15 protein-coding genes are annotated in these 19637 nt (G+C 71.7%); 8 read left to right on the top strand and 7 right to left on the bottom strand.

Features of this window, described 5'->3' with window-relative positions; all coding sequences use genetic code 11:
* Nucleotides 1–7: 7 nt before the first annotated feature.
* The 3 genes from DEI93_RS10360 to manA form a co-directional block, all read right to left on the bottom strand.
* On the bottom strand, nt 8–331 hold the full coding sequence (locus DEI93_RS10360; RefSeq protein ID WP_111009635.1) for a WhiB family transcriptional regulator: 324 nt from the start codon (nt 329–331) through the stop codon (nt 8–10).
* 203 nt (nt 332–534) lie between these two features.
* Nucleotides 535–1497 carry a UDP-glucose 4-epimerase GalE gene (galE, locus tag DEI93_RS10365; protein ID WP_111009553.1) on the bottom strand — a complete coding sequence of 321 codons (963 nt, stop codon included), beginning with the start codon at nt 1495–1497 and terminating at the stop codon, nt 535–537.
* A gap of 38 nt (nt 1498–1535) precedes the next feature.
* Nucleotides 1536–2741: a mannose-6-phosphate isomerase, class I gene (gene manA / locus DEI93_RS10370; protein WP_111013582.1), complete on the bottom strand. Its 1206-nt coding sequence runs from the start codon at nt 2739–2741 to the stop codon at nt 1536–1538.
* Between the two features lie 68 nt (nt 2742–2809).
* Here manA and DEI93_RS10375 point away from each other — a divergent pair, with 68 nt between their 5' ends.
* Nucleotides 2810–4192, top strand: coding sequence for an O-antigen ligase family protein (locus DEI93_RS10375; protein WP_146244358.1), 1383 nt, complete (start codon nt 2810–2812; stop codon nt 4190–4192).
* Nucleotides 4193–4244: 52 nt separating this feature from the next.
* Nucleotides 4245–5678: a glycosyltransferase family protein gene (locus DEI93_RS10380; RefSeq protein WP_111119283.1), complete on the top strand. Its 1434-nt coding sequence runs from the start codon at nt 4245–4247 to the stop codon at nt 5676–5678.
* Here the strand turns inward: DEI93_RS10380 and DEI93_RS10385 are convergent.
* Nucleotides 5632–6381, bottom strand: coding sequence for a polyprenol monophosphomannose synthase (locus DEI93_RS10385; RefSeq protein WP_111009633.1), 750 nt, complete (start codon nt 6379–6381; stop codon nt 5632–5634). The genes DEI93_RS10380 and DEI93_RS10385 overlap by 47 nt on opposite strands.
* Nucleotides 6382–6510: 129 nt before the next feature.
* Between DEI93_RS10385 and DEI93_RS10390 the strand changes: the two genes are divergently transcribed.
* Entirely contained in the window at nt 6511–7806 is a 1296-nt protein-coding gene (locus DEI93_RS10390; protein ID WP_146244357.1) for an O-antigen ligase family protein, read from the top strand.
* Nucleotides 7807–7879: 73 nt separating this feature from the next.
* Here DEI93_RS10390 and DEI93_RS10395 read toward each other — a convergent pair whose 3' ends face one another.
* The 3 genes from DEI93_RS10395 to DEI93_RS10405 form a co-directional block, all read right to left on the bottom strand.
* Nucleotides 7880–9205 carry a hypothetical protein gene (locus tag DEI93_RS10395; protein ID WP_111119281.1) on the bottom strand — a complete coding sequence of 442 codons (1326 nt, stop codon included), beginning with the start codon at nt 9203–9205 and terminating at the stop codon, nt 7880–7882.
* Nucleotides 9206–9355: 150 nt separating this feature from the next.
* Complete coding sequence (locus tag DEI93_RS10400; RefSeq protein WP_146244356.1) at nt 9356–11515, bottom strand: hypothetical protein; 2160 nt, start codon at nt 11513–11515, stop codon at nt 9356–9358.
* Between the two features lie 147 nt (nt 11516–11662).
* Nucleotides 11663–12685 carry a glycosyltransferase family 2 protein gene (locus DEI93_RS10405; RefSeq protein WP_111026188.1) on the bottom strand — a complete coding sequence of 341 codons (1023 nt, stop codon included), beginning with the start codon at nt 12683–12685 and terminating at the stop codon, nt 11663–11665.
* Nucleotides 12686–12796: 111 nt separating this feature from the next.
* Here DEI93_RS10405 and DEI93_RS10410 point away from each other — a divergent pair, with 111 nt between their 5' ends.
* The 5 genes from DEI93_RS10410 (at nt 12797) to DEI93_RS10430 (ending at nt 19611) form a co-directional block, all read left to right on the top strand.
* Nucleotides 12797–15355 carry a glycosyltransferase gene (locus tag DEI93_RS10410; RefSeq protein WP_220035633.1) on the top strand — a complete coding sequence of 853 codons (2559 nt, stop codon included), beginning with the start codon at nt 12797–12799 and terminating at the stop codon, nt 15353–15355.
* Nucleotides 15356–15423: 68 nt separating this feature from the next.
* Complete coding sequence (locus DEI93_RS10415; protein WP_111009546.1) at nt 15424–16359, top strand: ABC transporter permease; 936 nt, start codon at nt 15424–15426, stop codon at nt 16357–16359.
* Between the two features lie 26 nt (nt 16360–16385).
* Nucleotides 16386–17630 (top strand): ABC transporter ATP-binding protein, encoded by a 1245-nt coding sequence (locus DEI93_RS10420; protein WP_111009545.1) that lies wholly within the window; start codon nt 16386–16388, stop codon nt 17628–17630.
* Between the two features lie 2 nt (nt 17631–17632).
* On the top strand, nt 17633–18748 hold the full coding sequence (locus DEI93_RS10425) for a glycosyltransferase family 4 protein (protein WP_111119279.1): 1116 nt from the start codon (nt 17633–17635) through the stop codon (nt 18746–18748).
* Nucleotides 18745–19611, top strand: a complete 867-nt coding sequence (locus DEI93_RS10430; protein WP_111009544.1) for a glycosyltransferase family 2 protein — start codon at nt 18745–18747, stop codon at nt 19609–19611. The genes DEI93_RS10425 and DEI93_RS10430 overlap by 4 nt, the downstream gene beginning before the upstream one ends.
* The last annotated feature ends 26 nt before the right edge of the window (nt 19612–19637 follow it).

Consider the following 19637-nt stretch of genomic DNA (forward strand, 5'->3'; position numbering starts at 1 on the left):
GACCGGACTACGCGCGCTTGCGCAGCTTCCGTCGTTCGCGCTCGCTCATGCCGCCCCAGATGCCGAACCGCTCGTCGTTCTCGAGCGCGTACTCGAGGCACTGGGAGCGGACCTCGCACGAGGTGCAGATCTTCTTGGCCTCGCGCGTCGAGCCGCCCTTCTCCGGGAAGAACGCCTCGGGGTCGGTCTGCGCGCACAGCGAGTCGACCTGCCAGGCGAGCGGGTTGTCCCCCTGGTCCTCGCCGGCACGACGGACCCCGGGGACGCCGAGGTCGACGGGGTCGACGTGCCAGTCGTCCGGGACGCCGGACCGGAAGTCGGAAGCGTTCACCCTGATCACCCCTTGCTCCACCGCTGAACGGTCGTGTTGGCCACGGTCGCGGCGAGCGCCGCAGCACTAATTACACAGGTGTGATTCGCTGAGGTCAAGTCGGCGGATCATAAAACCGTCGACCTCGTATCGAAGGTCATGTCCCCCGTTCTGGCGTGTCGCGCGGCGCGTCGTCCGTGGTGTACGGGGCCACCGGACGGCGGTCAGGAGGCGTTTCGGCGGGCCTCCCAGGCGCTCGTCACCATCTCGTCGAGCGAGTGGCGCATGGCCCAGTCGAGGTCGCGCGCGGCGAGTTCGCCGGTCGCGACGATGCGTGCCGGGTCACCCGGACGGCGGGGCGCGACGGTGGGCTCGAAGTCGATCCCGGTGCCCCTGGCCATGGCGGTCATGATCTCGCGCACGGACACACCGTCACCGCTGCCGAGGTTGTACGCACGCTCGAGCCGGTCCCCCGCGTCGAGGCGCTGGGCGGCCACCGCGTGCGAGTGGGCGAGGTCCGCGACGTGGATGTAGTCACGGACGCACGTGCCGTCGGGCGTCGGGTAGTCGTCGCCGTTGATCCGCGGCGTCCGTCCGGCCAGCAGCGCGTCGAACACGAGCGGGAACAGGTTGTGGGGGCTCGCGTCGTACAGATCGGGTCCACCGGAACCGACGACGTTGAAGTACCGCAGGCTCGTCGTGCGGAACCCGGCCGCGACCTCCATGTCGTGGAGCAGCCACTCGCCGATGAGCTTCGACTCGCCGTACGGGGACTCCGGCGCCTTCGGGGTGTCCTCGACGACGACGTCGACGTCGGGGGTGCCGTACACCGCCGCGCTCGACGAGAACACAACCCGGTCGACACCGCGGTCCGCCATCGCACCGAGCAGCGTCGCCATGCCGGTGACGTTCTGCTCGTACGTGTGGAGGGGACGCTCGACCGAGACGCCCGCGTACTTGAACCCCGCGACGTGCACGACACCGGTGACACCGTGCTCGTCGATGGCGTGCCGCACGAGGTCGCCGTCGAGGATCGTGCCCTGGACGAACGGGACGTCCTCGGGGACGAACGACGCGAACCCGCTGGAGAGGTCGTCGAGGGCGACCGTCTCGAGCCCCGCGGCCCGCAGGGCGCGTACGACGTGGGAACCGATGTACCCGGCACCGCCGGTGACCAACCAACTCATGGCGCTACCGTACCGGGACGGCGCGCCCCGACCGCGGCTCAGGCGGGGGTGGCGATGAAGACGGTGGCGGTGCCGCCCGCCGCGGCGTCGGTCTCGACGGTGACCGTGCCCTCGTCGGGCGTGACGTAGCACGACTCCCCCCGGCGGAGCATGGTCGCCGACCGTGCTCCGACGAGGGTCGCGGCGCCCTCGGTGCAGATCGCGATGGACGGTCCGCCGAGCGGCACGACCCCGCCGGCGCCCAGCCCGGCCGTGGCACCGGCGCTCGACACGCGGACGAGTGCGAACCCGACGCCCGCGGGTGCGAACCGGTCCACACCCGGCGCGACGGGCTCCGGCGTGAGCAGCGGCGGCGGCCCCGGCGTGAAGTCGAGCACGTGCAGCAACTCCGGCACGTCGACGTGCTTCGGCGTCAGACCACCGCGCAGCACGTTGTCCGACGGCGCCATGAGCTCGATGCCGAGGCCCTCGAGGTAGGCGTGGATGTTGCCCGCCGGCAGGTAGAGGGCCTCGCCCCGGGCGAGCGAGACCCGGTGCACGAGCAGGGCGACCGCGACGCCCGGGTCGTCCGGGTACGACGCGGCGAGGTCGACGACGGTCGCGGTGTTCGGCGTCGGGTCCTCGACGGCGGTCGCGAGTTCCCCGAGCACACGCACGAGGGAGCGCGCGTCGTCGTCCGCGGTGACGAGCCAGCGGACGGTCTCCTCGAGGCCCTGGTCGCGCAGCCGGTCGGCGAGCGGCGCCGTGCGACCGGTCCCGCCGTCGATGCGGACGATGTCGGCGAGCGCCTCGTCCACCGGGCGGAACCCGCTCAGGGCCTCGAACCGCTCGCTCAGCGCGACGACGAGCTCGGGCTTCGGGTACGGGTCCTTGTAGTTGCGCTCCGCGGCGTCGACGGGGATCCCCGCCGCCTCCTCGCGCGCGAACCCGTCGCGGGCCTGCTCGGGCGTGGGGTGCGCCTGCAGTGACAGCGGTGCCGCGGCGGCGAGCACCTTGAGCAGGAACGGGAGGCCCTCGGCCCCGCCACCGAGCGCGGCGTCCGGTTCCTCGCGGATCCAGTCGGCGAGGGTGTCCGCACCACCGACCATCGCCGGGTTCACCACGACGCTCGGGCTGCCCGGGTGCGCTCCGAGCCAGAGTTCGGCCTGCGGCTGACCGGTGACGGTGCGGCCGAGGAGTTCGGGGATCGCGGTGCGGGAGCCCCAGGCGTAGTCGCGCGGGGTGTTCGTGATACCGAGGAACATGGCTCCGACCATATCGGCAGGGGCCGACGGCAGTGGTCCCGGGCCCGCGGCCCGGTAGCCTCGTCGTCGTGACGAACACCTGGCCGTGGACCCGCGGACGCGTCCCGGAGCGTGAGGCGTTCGGCTTCGCCGCCACCGTGCTCTTCATCGTCTTCACCGGCGACGGCATCCCGAACACCATCAGCTGGATCGGATGGGCGGTCGTCTGCGCCGGCGCGGGTGCCTGGGGGGTCGCGATCGCGATCCGGGCCCGGCCGTCGTTCCGGCGCACGCCGAACGCCCTGTGGGTGTACATCGCGTGGTGCCTCGTGAGCGTCGCGTGGTCGCACTGGCGGGTCGCGACGACCGCGAGCATCGCCGCGCAGCTCCTCTGCGCCCTCACGGCGGTCGTCATCGCCTCGACCCTGAGCTGGCGGCGGATCCTCGACGCGCTGAGCCTCGCACTCCGCTGGGTCCTCGCCCTGTCCCTCGTGTTCGAGGCGGTCGTCGCGGTCCTCGTCCGCCACCCCGTCTACCCGGTGTGGACGCACTACGGTGGCCGGCACGTGCCGGCCGCGTTCGCGTTCTCGCGGGCGGAACTGTTCACCGGCGGACGCATCCAGGGCCTCCCGGGCAACGCGAACCTCCTGGCCATGGTGGCGTTGCTGGCCGCGATCGCGGTCGGCGTGCAGCTCGCCGAGGGGCGCATGCGGCGCGTGCGCGCGACCGGGTGGCTCTCCGTGGCCGCGGTGGTGTTCCTGCTCACCCGCTCCTCCACGGTGGTGGCCGCCGCGGCCGTGACCGCGCTCGTGCTCGCCGGTGCGCTCGTGATCCGTCGCGTGCCCACCGGACGACGGACCCCGCGGTACCTCGCCGGGCTCGCGATCGCGGTCGTGCTCGCCGGCCTCGTGGCGCTGCTCTGGCGGCCGGTGCTCGCGCTGGCGGGCAAGAGCCCGGACCTGACCGGACGCGGGGAGATCTGGCGGGCGGTGTGGGGCCTCGTCGAGCAGCACCCCGTGCTCGGGTGGGGGTGGCTCGGGTACTGGTGGCCCGCCATCGAGCCGCTGAACCACCTCGCCGTGCGCAACGGCGTCACGTACCTGCAGGCGCACGACGCGTTCCTCGACGTCTGGATGCAGACCGGCGTCGTCGGGGTGGTCCTGTTCGGCCTCGCCGTCCTCACGATGCTCGTGCGGTCGTGGGCGAGCGCCACGGCGTTCAGCTACGACGCCGACCACCGCCCGCGGGCGTTCGCGCCGGTCTCGCTGCTCGCCCTGCTCGTCGTGGTGGCGCTCCTCGTGCAGAGCGTCACGGAGTCCCGGCTCCTCTACGAGGGCGACTTCATCCTCTTCGTGCTCGTCGTGGTGAAGACCCGGATCGTGGCCGTCGGCGACGAACCGCCGTCGATCGGGGACGGACCGCGTGTGCCGGTCCGCAGCCGGTCCTTCCGTCGTGCCGCGGCCGGCCGCTGACCCGCGACCGGCTACGGTTGACGCCGACCCCGCCCCCGTCCGAGAGGACCCCATGACCGCGCCGGCCGTCCTGCGCTCCCGTCCGCACCCGCTCGAGGTCGTCGGCATGGTGCTCGCCACCGTGCTCCTCACGGTCCTGAGCGCCGCGGACAAGCTCACCTGCTCCAAGGGCGTCTTCGCCTCGAACGGCGCGAGCACCGACCCGTACCAGGACGTCGTCCGCAAGGCCTGCTACTCGGACGTGCTGTCGCTCTGGGGCAGCCGGGGGCTCATCGCGCACCTCGTGCCCTACGTGCACGGGACGTACACGGCCGACCCGCCGGCGGTCCACGGCGGCACGGTCGAGTACCCGGCACTGACGGGCCTGTTCGTCTGGCTCACCGCACTCCCGGTGTCCACCGACGTCGGGTTCCTGCTCGTCACCACCTGCGTGTTCGCGGTCGTCGGCGTGCTCGTGACGCTCCTCCTGGTGCGTGTCGCCGGTCGGCGGGCCTGGGCCTGGGCAGCGACGCCGCCGCTCGCGCTCTACGCCCTGTACAACTGGGACGTCTTACCCGTCCTGATGACCGCGCTCGGGATCGCGCTCGTCGTCGCGGGCCCGCGGCGCTGGTCGCCCACCACCCGCGTGCTCCTCGCGGCCGCCGCGTTCGGGGTCGGCGGCGCGCTCAAGCTCTACCCGATCATGTTCGTGCTCCCCCTGGCCCTCGCGGTGCTCACCGACGGACGCGGTCGGACGATCGGTCGGCGTCTCCTCCGGGCCCTCGCGCCCATCGGCGTCGCGGTGGGGGTCGTCGCGGTCGTCAACGTCCCGCTCGCGGTCGTCAACTTCACCGGGTGGTTCTCGGTCTTCCGGTTCCAGGCCGCCCGCAACATCGATCGCGCGACGCTGTCGATCTGGTACTGGGGGCTCCGTCCGTGGTCCGACGACGGCACCGAGCACATCCAGCACCTGATGAGCGCGGCGTCGACCGCCGCGACCGCCGTCGGCATCGTCGTCGTCGTGGTCGTGAGCCTGCTGCTCGCGCGCGGCGGTCGGCCCTACCCCTGGCTGCAGACGAGCGCGGCGCTGCTGTGCGTGTACATGGCGTTCAACAAGGTGGACTCGCTGCAGTACACGCTCTGGCTGCTGCCCTTCTTCGTCACGGTGCAGATCCGCGTCGGTTGGATCGCCGCGTACCTCGTGGCCGACCTGTGCGCGTTCGTCGGGTGGTTCCGGTGGCTGTACTACCTGACGCTCGGGCATCCGGCCGGGACCACGTGGGCCGACCAGGCGCTCGCACTCGGCGTCTGGGGACGGGCGGTGCTGCTCGTCTGCATGGTCGTCGCGTTCCTGGCGTCACCGACGGCGCGCCTGCGGGGCACGGCGGACCCAGCGCTGCCGGAGCGCGGCTGGACGGACCGAGTGGCGGACACCGGGGACGGCGGCGCCCACGCGGAGCTCAGCGGCGCCGACGCCCGAACCGGCGCTGCAGTCCCCACTGCGTGACCCGCGCCATCGCCTCGAGCACGATCGCCCGGCTCATCTTCGAGGTGCCGAGCACGCGGTCGCGGAACTCGATGGGGCGCTCGACGATGCGGCCTCCCGCGTCGTGCACCCGTAACGTCATGTCGACCTGGAAGCAGTAGCCCTTCGAGTCGATGGTGTCGAGGTCCATCTGCGAGATCGCGTCGGCGCGGTACACGCGGAAGCCGGCGGTGATGTCGTGGACGTCGAGCCGCAGCATCCACCGCGCGTACCAGTTCCCGCCGCGGCTCAGGAGCTCCCGCGACCGCGGCCAGTCGACCACCGAGCCCCCCGTGACCCAGCGCGACCCGATCGCCAGGTCGACGCGGGCTCCGGCGGGTGCGTCGGCGACCGCACGGACGAGGTCCGGGAGCGCGGACGCCGGGTGCGACCCGTCCGCGTCCATCTCGACCAGCAGGTCGTACCCACGCTCGATCCCCCATCGGAACCCCGCGACGTAGGCGGTGCCCAGGCCGAGCTTGCCGCTGCGGCGCATCAGGTGCACGCGATCGTCCCCCGCCGCGATGGCGGCCACGATGTCCGCGGTGCCGTCGGGGCTGCCGTCGTCGACGACGAGCAGGTGCGCTTCGGGCACCACCCCGAGGACCCGTTCCGTCACGGCGGTGATGTTCTCCGCTTCGTCGTAGGTGGGGACGATGACGAGCGGACGGACGGACGACGGCATGGTGCGGACGGACTCCTCGGACGCGAGCGTGGACGGTCGAGCGTATCCCATGCTCGGTCACGCGCCCGGGAACGGCCGCCGTGCCGCGTGGTCCGGGCCGCGGCGCTCCGGGTACGAGATGATTGGTCCGTGAGCTCAGCACCCGGACGCCGTGTCCTGGCGCGCCGGTACGTGTCCGCGTGGATCGGGTTCTCCGCCGGCGGCCGGTTCTCGCAGGCGCTCGCGACCGTGATCGTGGTGTTCGCGTTCGGGTCCCCGACCGTCCACGTGCTCGTCGGCGCGGCCGGCACCGGTGCGGTCCTCGTGTCCCTGGTGGTCCTGGCCGGTCTCAGCCTGCTCGGGCAGCGCTACCGGATCGACTGGCACGGCGTGCTCCCGTTGAGCCTGCTCGGCCTCGTCGGGTACATGGCGCTCAGCGTCCTGTGGAGCACGTACTCCTGGTCGTCCCTGCGCGGGTTCGCGTCCACGATCGGGTTCGTGTCCCTCGGGCTGTACCTGGCGCTCGGACGCGACCTCGTGCAGGTGGTGCGCGCCTCGGGCGACGCGCTCCGGATCCTCGTCGTGACGTCACTCGGGCTCGAGGTCCTGAGCGGCCTCGTGCTCGACGTCCCGATCCCGGCGCTCGGGATCACCGGCGACATCGCCTACGGCGGCCCGATCCAGGGCGTCGGCGGCACCCGGAACTTCATGGGGTTCATCGCGGGCATGGCGCTCGTGACGTTCGTCATGGAGATCCTCACGCACAGCGTCACCCGGTGGCGGGGCATCGCGTCGGCCGCGCTCGCCCTCATCACGCTCATGCTCGTCCAGTCCCCGATCACGGGCATCGCCATGATCGCACTCGCGGTGGCGGTGCTCGCGATCGTCGCGCTCCGCCGGGCACCGCTCCCCCGCCGTCCCGGCATCAACGCGGCGCTCGGCGTGCTCCTCCTCGCCGCCGTCGTCACGGGGTTCGCGCTGCGTCATCCGTTGCTCCGCGGGATCGGAGCGGCCGAGGGCACCGCCACCCGCATCGCCCTCTGGTCGCGGATCCGGATCCTCATCGAGGCGTACCCGATCCAGGGCTGGGGCTGGGTGGGCACCTGGCCGACCGACGTGTTCCCGTTCGACACGCTGCTGACCGAGTCGGGTCGCCCGTTCGGTTCCGGCCTCAACGCCCTCGTCGACGCCTGGTTCCAGATCGGGCTCGCGGGCATGCTCGTCCTCGTCGCGACCGCCGGACTGGCGTTCGCGCGTGCCTGGGTCACCGCCACGACGTTCCCCGGGGTCGCCTACGTGTGGCCCGCCGTCGTGCTCGTCCTCATCGGCGTGACGAGTGCGGCCGAGAGCTACCTGCTCCACGGCGCGGGGTTGATGATGTTCGTCACCGTGCTCGTGATCACCGCGCGGCGCCGGTCCTGGCGCTCACGCCTCCGGCGCCCCTGAAGCCCGTGCACCGGTGCCCCCGCGGCGTCCGCCGGTGCGTGGGTGCACGCGCCGTGGGTGCACCCGCCGTGGGCTAGTGCTCCAGCCAGGTGCACGGCACTGCGGCCACCCACCCGGTCGGGGCCTCGAGGAGTCGTGCCGGCTGCGCGGGTCGGACGTCGCACTCCGCGGTCCACGCCGTCACCTGGTCCGACCACAGCGGCCCGGCCTCGCGCTTCTGACCGTCGACGGGCGCGTTCAGAGCGAACGCCACGGCCACCCCGGCGGCAACGACTCCGGCCACGGCGAGGAGGCCGACCCGGAGCACCCGACGCCGTGCCGCGACCGCGCGGGCCGCGAGGACGTCGGCGGCGACGAGGACCGCGGCGAGCAGGAACATCGAACTCGGCGCACCGTAGCGGATCGTCCAGACCGTCCGCAGCTGCGCGGTCGTGTACTCCGCGTACTCGTAGACCGTGTTGGCGTTGAGGTACACCGACCCCGCCCAGACGAGGAGCGAGCCGTACAGCAGCACGACGATCGCGCCACGCTGCCACCAGCCGCCGAGCACCACGCCGAGCACGAGCAGGGCGAGGACGAGCAGCGCCGGCACGACGAGGACCACGAACCCGTGGATCGCCGCCTCCGTCCCGACGTCCGCGATGTTCCACGTCGCGGCGCCGCCGACGACCTCGATGAGGTAGCCGACGACCATGTCGGCCACCGAGACGGGCACGTGCTCCGAGGCGGTCCGCGCGTTGGACAGCGTCGTCAGGACCTGTGCACCGGTGCCGATGACGGCACCGGCGACGACGGGCCACTTGCGACGTGAGCGGATCCCGACGAGGAGCACGGGCAGGAACGCGATCGACTGGATCTCCGAGAGACCGATGAGCACCGCGACGACCGCCAGCACGCCGGAGTGCCACCACGACCGGACGACGACCCCGAACACCCACGGGGCGAGGAACAGGAGGTACGAGTGGATGTTGGCGGCGTTGCCGGAGATCTCGATCGGGGCCAGCGGGAGCAGCACGGGCACGAGACCGAGGAGCACCCGAGCCACCCAGGACCGGACGACGGCGCCGGACAGGACGAACACGCCCGCGCCCGCGGCCGCGGCGACGGCACAGCAGAGGGCCGTGTCGACCTCGGCGAAGCGGCCGGGTGACGCCACGTGCTCCGCGAGGGCGATCACGGCCCGCGGGACGACGTGCAGGTACCCCTGGTAGGGCACGAGGAGCGACCCGACGGTGCCGTGGGTGAACAGATCCTGCAGGAAGAAGCGGCCGTCCTCGGCCCAGAGGGTCCCCCGGCTCTCGGGAGTGAGCCGGAACCAGGCGACGAGCGTGCCGACCGCCCACAGCGCCACGGCGCCGATCGCGACGACGACAGGGTGGACCGTCCGGTTCCTGAGCACCGCACGATCATGCCAGACCGCTCACCCGCTCCGTCGCCACGGCACGGCGAGCGTGTCCGGCGGCCTCACCCGCGTGGGGCGAGCGTGTCCCGCGGCCTCATCCGCGCGGGGCGGGCCGGTCTCCCGCGGCCGCACCCGCGCACGCCGCGGTCAGCGGACGGTGACGGTGCTGCAGCCGAGCGTCGGGTTGCTGCCGCCGGTCGCGTCGATCGCGTAGACGCACACCCGGTGGCTGCCCTTCGCGGCCGGGACCGTGGCGTCGAACCCGTGCGCCGTGCCGATCCCGCTGAAGGAGCGGGCGACGTCCGGTCGGCTGGTCGACGCGGTCAGCGCGGTCGCGCGGGTGTCGACGTACACGTGGACCGCGATCGACGTCGTCGGCGCGTCCGGGTCGAACGTCCACCCACGGACGTGGACGCCGCCGGTCACCGCCGCGACCTGGTCGAGGCTCCCCTTCGGGGCCTGGTTGACGACCGAGACGGTCCGACAGCCGAGGCTGGTGTCCGATCCGGCGCCCGTGTTCACGGCGGTCACGCAGACCGTGTGCGACCCGTTGCCGGCCGGCACCGATGTCGAGAACCCGTGTGCGGCCCCGTACACCGGGTAGAGCCGCGCGACGTCCGAGCGTGACGCGGAGGCCGTCACCCGCTGCGCCTTCCCGTCGACGGTCACCGTGACGGCCACCGGACCGGTGGTGTCCCCGTCGAGGGCCCAGCCCGCCACCGCGACCGAGTTCGTCGTGGTGGTCACGCCGTCGAGCGACCCCGTCGGGCTCGAGCCCGGGACGTGCACGGTGCTGCACGACCCGATGAGCGCGTTCGAGCCCTCGTCGACGTTGATGCCGTAGACGCACACGGTGTGGGTGCCGGCGGTCGCCGGGAGCGTCTCGTCGAACCCGTGCGCGGACCCGAGCCCGGAGGCGCGACCGACGTCGGAGCGCGCGCCGGACGCGAGGGTGGTCGTGTGCGTGTGGTCGACGTAGACGGCCACGCGGATGGAGTCCGACGTCTGCGGATCGAGCGTCCACCCGCGGACGCGGATGCCGCCCGGCGACGCCTGCGCCTGGTCCACCGCCCCGATCGGGGACGCGCTCGTCACGGTCAGCGTCCGGCACCCGAGCGCCGTCGTCTGACCGCTGCCCACGCCGACCGCGGTCACGCACACCTGGTGACTCCCCGCGGCGGCGGCGAGCGTCCCGGAGAAACCGTGGTCCGAACCCCGGCCCGGGTAGGCCCTGCCGACGTCCGCGCGCGTCTGGTCGGCCGTCATCGTCGTGGGGCTGCCACCGTCCACCGTGACCCGGACCCGGATCGGGTCGTCGACGTCGCCGTCCATCGCCCAGCCTCGGACGCTCAGCTCGTCGAACCCGCCGGTCGCCCCGTCGAACGACCCGACCGGCGACGCCGCGCCGGCCGTCGGTTCTCCGAACCAGTCGTTGTACAGGCGCCAGAAGTTCCGGTTGCCGTACGCCGAGCACGCGTCCCCGGTGCCGTAGAGGTTCGCCAGCGCCGCCGCGTTCGGCGTGTACGGCGTGTAGTAGTAGAGGTCGGCGGTCGCCTGGTCGGTGATCGTCACCGACTTGGTGCCGCACGAGGTCGGGACGTCGTACTGCACCGCGGCGGTCGTGCCGGGTGCGTACCAGGTGAAGTACTTGCTCGTGCCGGCGGGGTTCGCGTACCGCTTCCACTGCCAGGCGGCCCAGTACACCTGGTTGCCGACCCCCGAGTACGCCGGGTCGCAGGCGCCGTTCGTCGTGTCCGGGCAGGCGTAGCCCATGGCCCGCGAGAGCACGCCCGACGAGGGCTTCTGTGCGGTGCTGCCCGACACGAGTCCCTGCTCCTTCTGCAGGGTGACGAGGATCACCTTGGGGCTGATGCCGCACGCGACCGCCACCCGGGTGATGATCGTCGCCGCGCTCAGGCCCGATCCGCCGGTGACCGCCCCGCACATGGGGTCGGCGGCGTGCGCGTTCAGCGACGACGTGCCGACGTTGAGGCACGAGGTCGACTTGCACGTGCCGATCTGGTCGTCGAGGAACGACTGGACCGCCGACGCGGACATCGCGTCCCCGTCGAAGAAGTTGGCGTCCGAGATGATGTTCCCCGCCTGGAACGACGACCCGCTGAGCGCGCGGGCGACTTCCTCCCCGGGCGAGCGCGGTGCGACCTGGAACCCGACGAGCACGGTGGCCAGGGCGAGCACCGCCATGACCGTCGCCAGGAGCTTGTTCACGTCGTCGGTCTCCTCTTCGCCGGTGGCGTCGGTGCTGGTCCGGTCCGCGGGTACGGCGATCATCGGATGAGGTCGCATGACCACATCAGGTCCTCAGGGTCACTTCAGGCTACGGGAACCACTCCAGTCACACAGCCCCCGATCCGTCCCCCGAACGGGCGGCACGACGGAACGGCCGGGAGGCTCGACACACCTCCCCGACGCCGCTGCGGCGGGAGGGTGTGCTCAGTCCGCCTCGAGGAGCTCCTCGACCCGCCGACGGTCCGCACGGGTGGCACCGTCGCCGCGACGGGCGCGACGGGCATGGCGGACCAGGCCCGGGGCCTCCCGGACGAGACGCCGCCACTGCGCGGGCGTCAGCTGTGCGCGGTCGGGGCGCGCGAGGTCGAGGAGGGCGCGCACCGTGGTCCGGAGCACCACCCGCAGCGTCGTGCCGGCCGTCGCGTTGCGCAGGACGACCGCGAGCCGGTTCCGGATGCTCTGGTAGCGGACCAGGGGTGAGTCGCTGCCCGAGCTCGCCGCGTGCCGGTGGACCACCACGGCGTGCGGCGCGTGCCCGATGTCCCACCCTGTCAGGCGCAGCCGCCACGACACGTCGACGTCCTCGTAGTACATGAAGAGGTGCGGATCGAACCCGCCCACCTGGTCGAGCGCCTCGCGACGGATGAACGCGGCGCCGCCGCTGAACCCGAACACGGGGATCGTCTCACGCGGCCCCTCGATCGGGGCGAGCCAGTCGCGGTCGCGGCCGTTGCCGCTCCGGGACAGCACGACGCCCGTGCCGTTGACGAGGTGGACGCCGCCCTCCGAGCGCCGCCAGCGTGCCCCGTCGGGCGCGACGAGGTCGTCGGGGTCGCGGCCGTCCGGGTCCGGGCGGAAGGTGCCCTCGAGCAGGGCGGTCGCGGCGACCGCGGCGGTGCGGGGTCCGGCCGCCTCGAGCGCGGCCACGCCGTGTGCCAGGAAGCCGTCGTCGGCGACCGCGTCGTTGTTGAGCAGGGCCACGACCGTTCCCCGTGCGGCCGCGATCCCGGCGGTCACCCCGCCCGCGAACCCGCTGTTCCGGTCGATCGGCACGACGACCACCCGCGGCAGGTCGCGACGGAAGCGGGCGACGTCGGCGTCGCGGGCCTCGTTGACGACGAGCACCACCTCGACGTCGTGCTCGCTGCGCTGCGCGAGGACGGACTCCACCGCGCGCACGGTCAGGTCGGCGCGGTGCCAGTCGACGACGACGACCGAGACGAGCATCCGGCCATCATCCCGCACCACCGGCGGTCTCCACGGTCCCGCGCCGGGCGGCTGGCTATACTCGCCACGGCCAGTGCGCCACGACCGCCGTCGACATCTGGAGATCCCGTCTTGACCGTCACCACCACGGGCACCGTGTCCGTCGTCATCATCAACTTCCGCGGCACGGACGACACCCTGGAGTGCGTCGCGCGGTTGAACGAGGTCGACTGGCCCGCACGCCAGCTCGAGATCGTCGTCGTCGAGAACGGCTCCGGCGACGACAGTGCGACCCGCCTCCGGGCGGCCCTCGGCGACCAGGCGAACGTCAAGCTCGTCGTGTCCGACGAGAACCTCGGGTTCACCGGCGGCAGCAACCTCGGCGCCCGCACGGCGACCGGCGAGTTCGTGGCGTTCCTCAACAACGACGCCAAGCCGGACCCCCAGTGGATCCGCGAAGGGCTCGCCGCGTTCGCCGCGAGCCCCCGCATCGGCGCGGTCGCCAGCAAGGTCCTCGACTGGGACGGCACGGCGATCGACTTCGTCGAGGCCGGGCTGACCTGGTTCGGCATGGGCTACAAGAACCACACGACCGAGCCCGACGACGGCCGGTTCGACCGCGAGAAGGACATCCTCTTCGGCACGGGGTCGGCGCTCTTCGTGCGCCGGGCGCTGTTCCTCGAGATCGGCGGGTTCGACGAGGACCTGTTCATGTTCTACGACGACGTCGACCTCGGGTGGCGGCTGAACCTGTACGGCTACCGCGTCCGCTTCGCGCCGAACTCGATCGTGTACCACAAGCACCACGGCTCGATGAAGAGCTTCGGCGAGTACCGCGAGATGTACCTGCTCGAGCGCAACGCGCTGCACATGCTCTACAAGAACCTCGACGACGCCAGCCTCGGCACGATCCTCCCCGCGGCCCTCGCCCTCCTCGCCCGTCGTGCCGTCGCCAAGGGCGAGCTCGACAGCGAGTCGTACGACCTCCGCCGCTTCACCGGGGCACCGGACGAGCACGAGCCGACCACACCGGTGTCGAAGGACACCGTGGCCGGTCTGTTCGCGGTCGACCAGTTCGTGGCCGACCTGCCGAAGCTCCGGCAGAGCCGGGCCGAGGTGCAGTCCCGTCGGGTGAAGACCGACAAAGAGGTCTTCCGGCTCTTCGGGAACATCTTCCACCCGCTGTTCGGCAACGACTACTACCTCGAGGGCTTCACCGCCATCCAGGACGCGTTCCAGGTGAACCGGCCGATGATGCGCAAGCGCGTCCTCATCATCACGGGCGACGCGCTCGGCGAGAAGATGGCCGGCCCGGGCATGCGGGCGTGGAAGATCGCCGAGGCGCTGAGCGAGCACAACGACGTCCGCCTCGTCACCTGGAACGTCGCCAACCGGGCCTCGGACCAGTTCGAGGTGCACCGCGTCCGTCTGCAGGACGAGCGCGCGATGAAGGTGCACGAGGAGTGGGCCGACGTCATCTTCTTCCAGGGCTTCGCACTGCGGCACTTCCTGACGCTGCAGGCCTCGAACAAGATCATGGTCGTCGACCTCTACGACCCGATGCACCTCGAGCAGCTCGAGCAGGGGCGCGAGATGGGCGACGCCGCGTGGCGGAACCAGGTCCTCGTGACCACCGAGGTCGTCAACGAGCAGCTCCAGCGCGGCGACTTCTTCCTGTGCGCCTCGGAGCGACAGCGGTTGTTCTGGATCGGGCAGCTCGCGGCCGTGGGTCGCGTGAACCCCGACACCTACGCGCAGGACGAGAACCTGAAGTCCCTCATCGCGATCGCACCGTTCGGCATGGACTCGACGCCGCCGCAGCACACCCGCAAGGCGATCCGCGGTGTCGTGCCCGGCATCGGCGAGGACGACAAGGTCGTCATCTGGGGTGGCGGCATCTACAACTGGTTCGACACCCCGACCCTGGTCGAGGCCGTCGCGAAGGTCGCCGAGCGCCACGACGACATCCGCCTGTTCTTCCTCGGTGTCGCGCACCCGAACCCCGACGTGCCCGAGATGGCCATCGTCGCGAAGACCCGCGAGATCAGCGAGAAGCTCGGGCTGACGAACAAGCACGTGTTCTTCAACGAGCAGTGGGTCGCGCTCGACGACCGCCAGAACTACCTGCTCGAGGCCGACGCCGGCGTCTCGACGCACTTCGCGCACGTCGAGACGACGTTCTCGTTCCGCACCCGGATCCTCGACTACATGTGGGCGAACCTGCCGATCGTCACCACCGAGGGCGACAGCTTCGGCGACCTCGTGGCCGCCGAGGGCATGGGCGTCTCCGTCCCGGAGCGTGACGTCGACGCCCTCGCCGACGCACTCGAGGCGATGCTCTACGACGAGGCCGCCATCGCCGAGGCCCGAGCACAGGTCGCCCGGGTCCGTGCGGACTTCACCTGGGAGAAGGCGCTCGCGCCGCTCATCGAGTTCGCGCACGACCCGTACCCGGCTCCCGACCGCGCGAACGCCGCTGTCGAACGGGAGCGCACGGGCGGAGGCGTCGTCATCCCGCAGATCGGCAAGTCGCGCGAGCAGCGGTTCCACGAGATCGCGAACAGCCGGCACGGGCTCCGTCGCGACGTCATGCTCGCGAGGCACTACCTGACCGACGGCGGCGTCCAGGAACTCGCGGGCAAGGTGCGCAACCGTGTCTCGACGATGCGCGCGAGCAAGTACGGACGCTGAGTGCGTGGCGGTGCCGGCCGGATCGGCGCGAGGTATAGTTTCCTGTTCGTCCGACGAGTGAGGTACACATGAGCACGACCATCGCCGACCGGACCGTCGCCGACCGGACCGTCGCCGACCGGTTCGCCCGTCTCCGCACGGAGCAGCTGGTGCCCGCGGGCCGGACCGCCGGGGGTACCTGGGGGTCGGTGCGCGAGATCCACGGTCAGCGCCAGCTCCTGGACCTCCTGATCCGCCGCGACCTGAAGTCCCGCTACAAGGACAGTGCACTCGGGTTCGCCTGGTCACTCATCCGGCCGCTCGTCCAGCTGGGGATCTACTGGCTGATCCTCGGCAAGATCCTTGGCTCGTCCCGGGCGATCCCCGAGTTCGCCATCTACGTGTTCGCCGGGCTGACCCTGTACGGGCTGTTCAGCGAGATCGTGTCCGGCGCGACCGGCTCCGTCGTCGCGAACGCGGGCCTCCTCAAGAAGGTCTACGTCCCGCGCGAGATCTACCCGCTCTCCGCGGTGGGCGGCGCGCTGTTCAACTTCGGGATCCAGATGGTGATCCTGCTCATCGCGACGGCCGCGTTCCGGTCCTTCCCGATGAACGAGGGGATCCTGTTCTTCTTCCCCGCCACGCTCGTGATCCTGATCTGGGCCACCGCCATCGGCCTGCTGTTCTCGGCACTCAACGTGTACCTGCGGGACATGGCCTACCTGGTCGAGGTCCTGATGATGCTCTTCATGTGGGCGTCCCCGATCGTCTACTCGTGGCAGATGGTGCACGACCGGGCGATCGCCGCGGGGATCAGCTGGATCCTGCCGATCTACGAGAACAACCCCGTCACGCTCGCCATCCTCGGCTTCCACCGCGCCTTCTGGACCGCCGGCGGTCCCGAGCAGTACCCGGACCACATGCTCCTCCGCCTGGTGATCGCCGGTGTCGTGGGACTCGTCGCGCTCTTCTTCTGCCAGCGGGCGTTCGCCCGACTGCAGGGGAACTTCGCACAGGAGATCTGAGTCCTCGGGACCGAGAAAGGCATCACATGTCGATCGACAACGACCTCATCGCCCCGAGCGAGACCGAGGACGCCGTGTTCGAGGACGCCCCGACCGTCGTCAGCATCCGGAACGTCTCGAAGCGCTTCGTCATCCGGAAGGACAACTCCCTCAAGGAACGGATCGTCACGCTCGGTCGCGCCGGGCGCCGACACAGCGAGGACTTCTGGGCCCTCAAGGACGTCAACCTCGACATCCCGGCCGGGACGACGATCGGACTGCTCGGGCCGAACGGATCGGGCAAGTCGACCCTGCTCAAGGTGATCGGCGGCATCCTCGAGCCCAGCACGGGGTCGGTCGCTCGGCGCGGGCGCCTCGCTGCGCTCATCGAACTCGGTGCGGGCTTCCACCCGGACCTCACCGGCCGCGAGAACGTGTTCCTCAACGCCGCGATCCTCGGTCTCACACAAGAGGAAGCCGAGGAGAAGTTCGACGACATCCTCCGGTTCAGCGGCATCGGCGAGTTCATCGACACGCAGGTCAAGTTCTACAGCTCGGGCATGTACGTCCGGCTCGCGTTCGCCGTCGCGATCCACACCGACCCGGACGTCCTCCTCGTCGACGAGGTCCTGGCCGTGGGCGACGAGCAGTTCCAGAAGAAGTGCCTCGACAAGATCCGCGAGTTCCAGCAGCAGGGTCGGACGATCATCCTCGTCAGCCACTCCCTCGGACAGGTCCAGGAGCTCTGCGACCACGCCGTCGTCCTGCACCACGGCGAGGTCAAGTTCCAGGGGTCCGCGCGGCACGCCGTCAAGAACTTCCGCGAGATCCTCGAGGGCCGCCGCGTCGCCGAGGCCGAGGCCGCGGGCGAGGAAGCGACGCCCGGCAAGGTCGAGCGCGTCGAGATCGCCGCGCCGGGCCGCGCGCCGGGCGAGGAACTCCAGCCGGGCGACGACCTCGTCATCCGGATGACCGTGTCCCACACGTCGCCGCTGGAGGAGTGGAACTCGGGGTTCAAGATCGAGAACCAGCACGGCCACCTCGTGTACGGAACCGACAGCCGCAAGATCGGCTTCACGCACCAGCCGTTGCACGGTCGGACCATCGTGGAGTACCGGCTCCGGGACATCCAGTTCGGTGGTGGCCCGTACTTCATCCACTGCTTCCTCGCCAAGAAGACCGGGGAGCACATCGCGATCCTGCGCGAGGCGGCCCGGTTCGTCATGGCCGACGACGACCGTCACGCCGGGATGACGCGGGTGTCGACCGTCGCACGCGAGATCCCCGCCTGACGGTGGTCGACCTCCCGGTCCTCGTCGACGCGACCAGTCTCCCGCCGAACCGCGGAGGCGTGGCGCGCTACATCGTGGGCCTGTTGCGCGGCCTGGCCGAGGACGGCGTGGCGGTGGGTGTCGTCGTGAAGCCCGACGACCTGTCGTGGCTCCGATCGGTGGCGCCGTCGCACCGCTACGCGGTCGCGCCCGCCGCCGTGGCGCGTCGTCCGGTCCGACTGCTCTGGGAACAGGTCGGGCTGCCGCTCCTGGCCCTGCGGGCGCGGGCACGGGTGCTGCACTGTCCCCACTACACGTTCCCCCTCGCCGCTGGCCGCAGGTCCGTCGTCACGCTGCACGACGCGACCTTCTTCAGCGACCCCGACGCACACGGGGCCCTGAAGCGCCGGTTCTTCCGGCTGTGGACCCGACTCGCCCGCCGTCACGCGCGGGCCACGGTCACGCCGAGCGCCGCGACGGCCGCGGAGATCGCCCGCTTCGTGCCCCACACCGCGGTCCCCAACGTCGTCGCGCACCTCGGCGTCGACCCTGCGGTGTTCCACGAGCCGACCCCGGAGGCCGTGCGCTCGTTCGCGGCCGAGCACGACCTCGACCCCGGCGAGGGCTGGGTTGCGTTCCTCGGGACCGTCGAGCCCCGGAAGCAGGTCGCCGCCCTCGTCGCCGCCCACGCCGAACTCCCGGACGCTCCCCCGCTCGTCGTCTCCGGCGGCCTGGGTTGGGACCCGACGGCTCGGGACCTGCTCGAACGCGCGGGGAACCGGCCCGGCGCCCGCCTCCGTCACCTCGGTTTCCTGCCCAACGACCATCTCGCCGCGTTCCTCGGCGGCGCGACCGTCGTGGCGTACCCGAGCACCGGCGAGGGCTTCGGACTCCCGGTCCTCGAGGCCATGGCGTGCGGTGCCGCCGTCCTGACGACGCGCCGTCTGGCGATCCCGGAGGTCGGAGGCGACGCCGTCGCGTACGTGGAGCCCACGGCGGACGCGATCGCCGCGGGTCTCGCGGGCCTGCTCGCCGACCCGGCGCTGCGCTCCGCCCTCGCCACCGACGGCCGACAGCGTGCGCAGACCTTCACCTGGCGCGCGTGCGCTCGCGTGCACGAGGAGGTCTACGCGGCATGACGACGACCGAACGACGCACGGCCCACGTCGGGATCGTGACCGTCAGCTACAACTCCGGCCGCTACCTGACCGACTTCCTCGCCTCGACCGGTGCGTCGTGCTCCGGCCGGGTCCCGGTCGTCGTCGCGGACAACCGGTCCGACGACCTGGCCGGGCTCCGCGCGGCGACGGAGGCGAGCGGTGCCGTGTTCCTGGAACTCGGCACCAACGCCGGGTACGGCAGTGCGGTGAACCGCGCCGTGGCCGCGCTCCCCCCGGACGTCGACTGGGTGCTCGTGTCGAACCCGGACGTCGTCCTCGCGCCCGGTTCCGTCGACCGCCTCCTCGCGACCGGCTCGGAACGAGCGGACATCGGCGCCGTCGGCCCGGCGATCGTCGAACTGGACGGGACCGTCTACCCGTCGGCGCGCGCCGTCCCGTCGCTCCGGAACGGGCTCGGCCACGCGCTGTTCGCCAACGTCTGGCCCCGGAACCCGTGGACCGCCCGGTACCACAGCGACCGCGACGGCGCCCGACGACGCGACGCCGGCTGGTTGTCGGGGGCGTGCCTGCTCGTGCGCCGCAGCGCCTTCGAGCGCATCGGCGGGTTCGACGAGCGCTACTTCATGTACTTCGAGGACGTCGACCTCGGCTACCGGCTCTCCAGAGCCGGCTTCCGGAACGTGTACGAGCCGGCGGCTCGCGTCACGCACGTCGGGGCGCACTCCACCCGTGGCGTGTCCGAGCGGATGCGCCGCGCACACCACGCGAGCGCGTACCGGTTCCTCGCCTCGAAGTACCACGGGTGGTACCTGTGGCCGCTGCGCGTCGCGCTCAGGCTCGCCCTGGGTGTCCGCAGCAGGATGCACGGTTCGACCATCTGACCACGTCGGCCTCCCAGGCCGACCCG

The sequence above is a fragment of the Curtobacterium sp. MCBD17_035 genome, assembly GCF_003234815.2.
Lineage (GTDB): Bacteria > Actinomycetota > Actinomycetes > Actinomycetales > Microbacteriaceae > Curtobacterium.

What these genes read in the sequence shown, in the direction of transcription:
- galE (WP_111009553.1), bottom strand. Translation starts at nt 1,497, where the DNA reads ATGAGTTGGTTGGTCACCGGCGGTGCCGGGTACATCGGTTCCCACGTC.
- manA (WP_111013582.1), bottom strand. Translation starts at nt 2,741, where the DNA reads ATGTTCCTCGGTATCACGAACACCCCGCGCGACTACGCCTGGGGCTCC.
- DEI93_RS10380 (WP_111119283.1), top strand. Translation starts at nt 4,245, where the DNA reads ATGACCGCGCCGGCCGTCCTGCGCTCCCGTCCGCACCCGCTCGAGGTC.
- DEI93_RS10385 (WP_111009633.1), bottom strand. Translation starts at nt 6,381, where the DNA reads ATGCCGTCGTCCGTCCGTCCGCTCGTCATCGTCCCCACCTACGACGAA.
- DEI93_RS10400 (WP_146244356.1), bottom strand. Translation starts at nt 11,515, where the DNA reads ATGCGACCTCATCCGATGATCGCCGTACCCGCGGACCGGACCAGCACC.
- DEI93_RS10405 (WP_111026188.1), bottom strand. Translation starts at nt 12,685, where the DNA reads ATGCTCGTCTCGGTCGTCGTCGTCGACTGGCACCGCGCCGACCTGACC.
- DEI93_RS10415 (WP_111009546.1), top strand. Translation starts at nt 15,424, where the DNA reads ATGAGCACGACCATCGCCGACCGGACCGTCGCCGACCGGACCGTCGCC.
- DEI93_RS10420 (WP_111009545.1), top strand. Translation starts at nt 16,386, where the DNA reads ATGTCGATCGACAACGACCTCATCGCCCCGAGCGAGACCGAGGACGCC.
- DEI93_RS10430 (WP_111009544.1), top strand. Translation starts at nt 18,745, where the DNA reads ATGACGACGACCGAACGACGCACGGCCCACGTCGGGATCGTGACCGTC.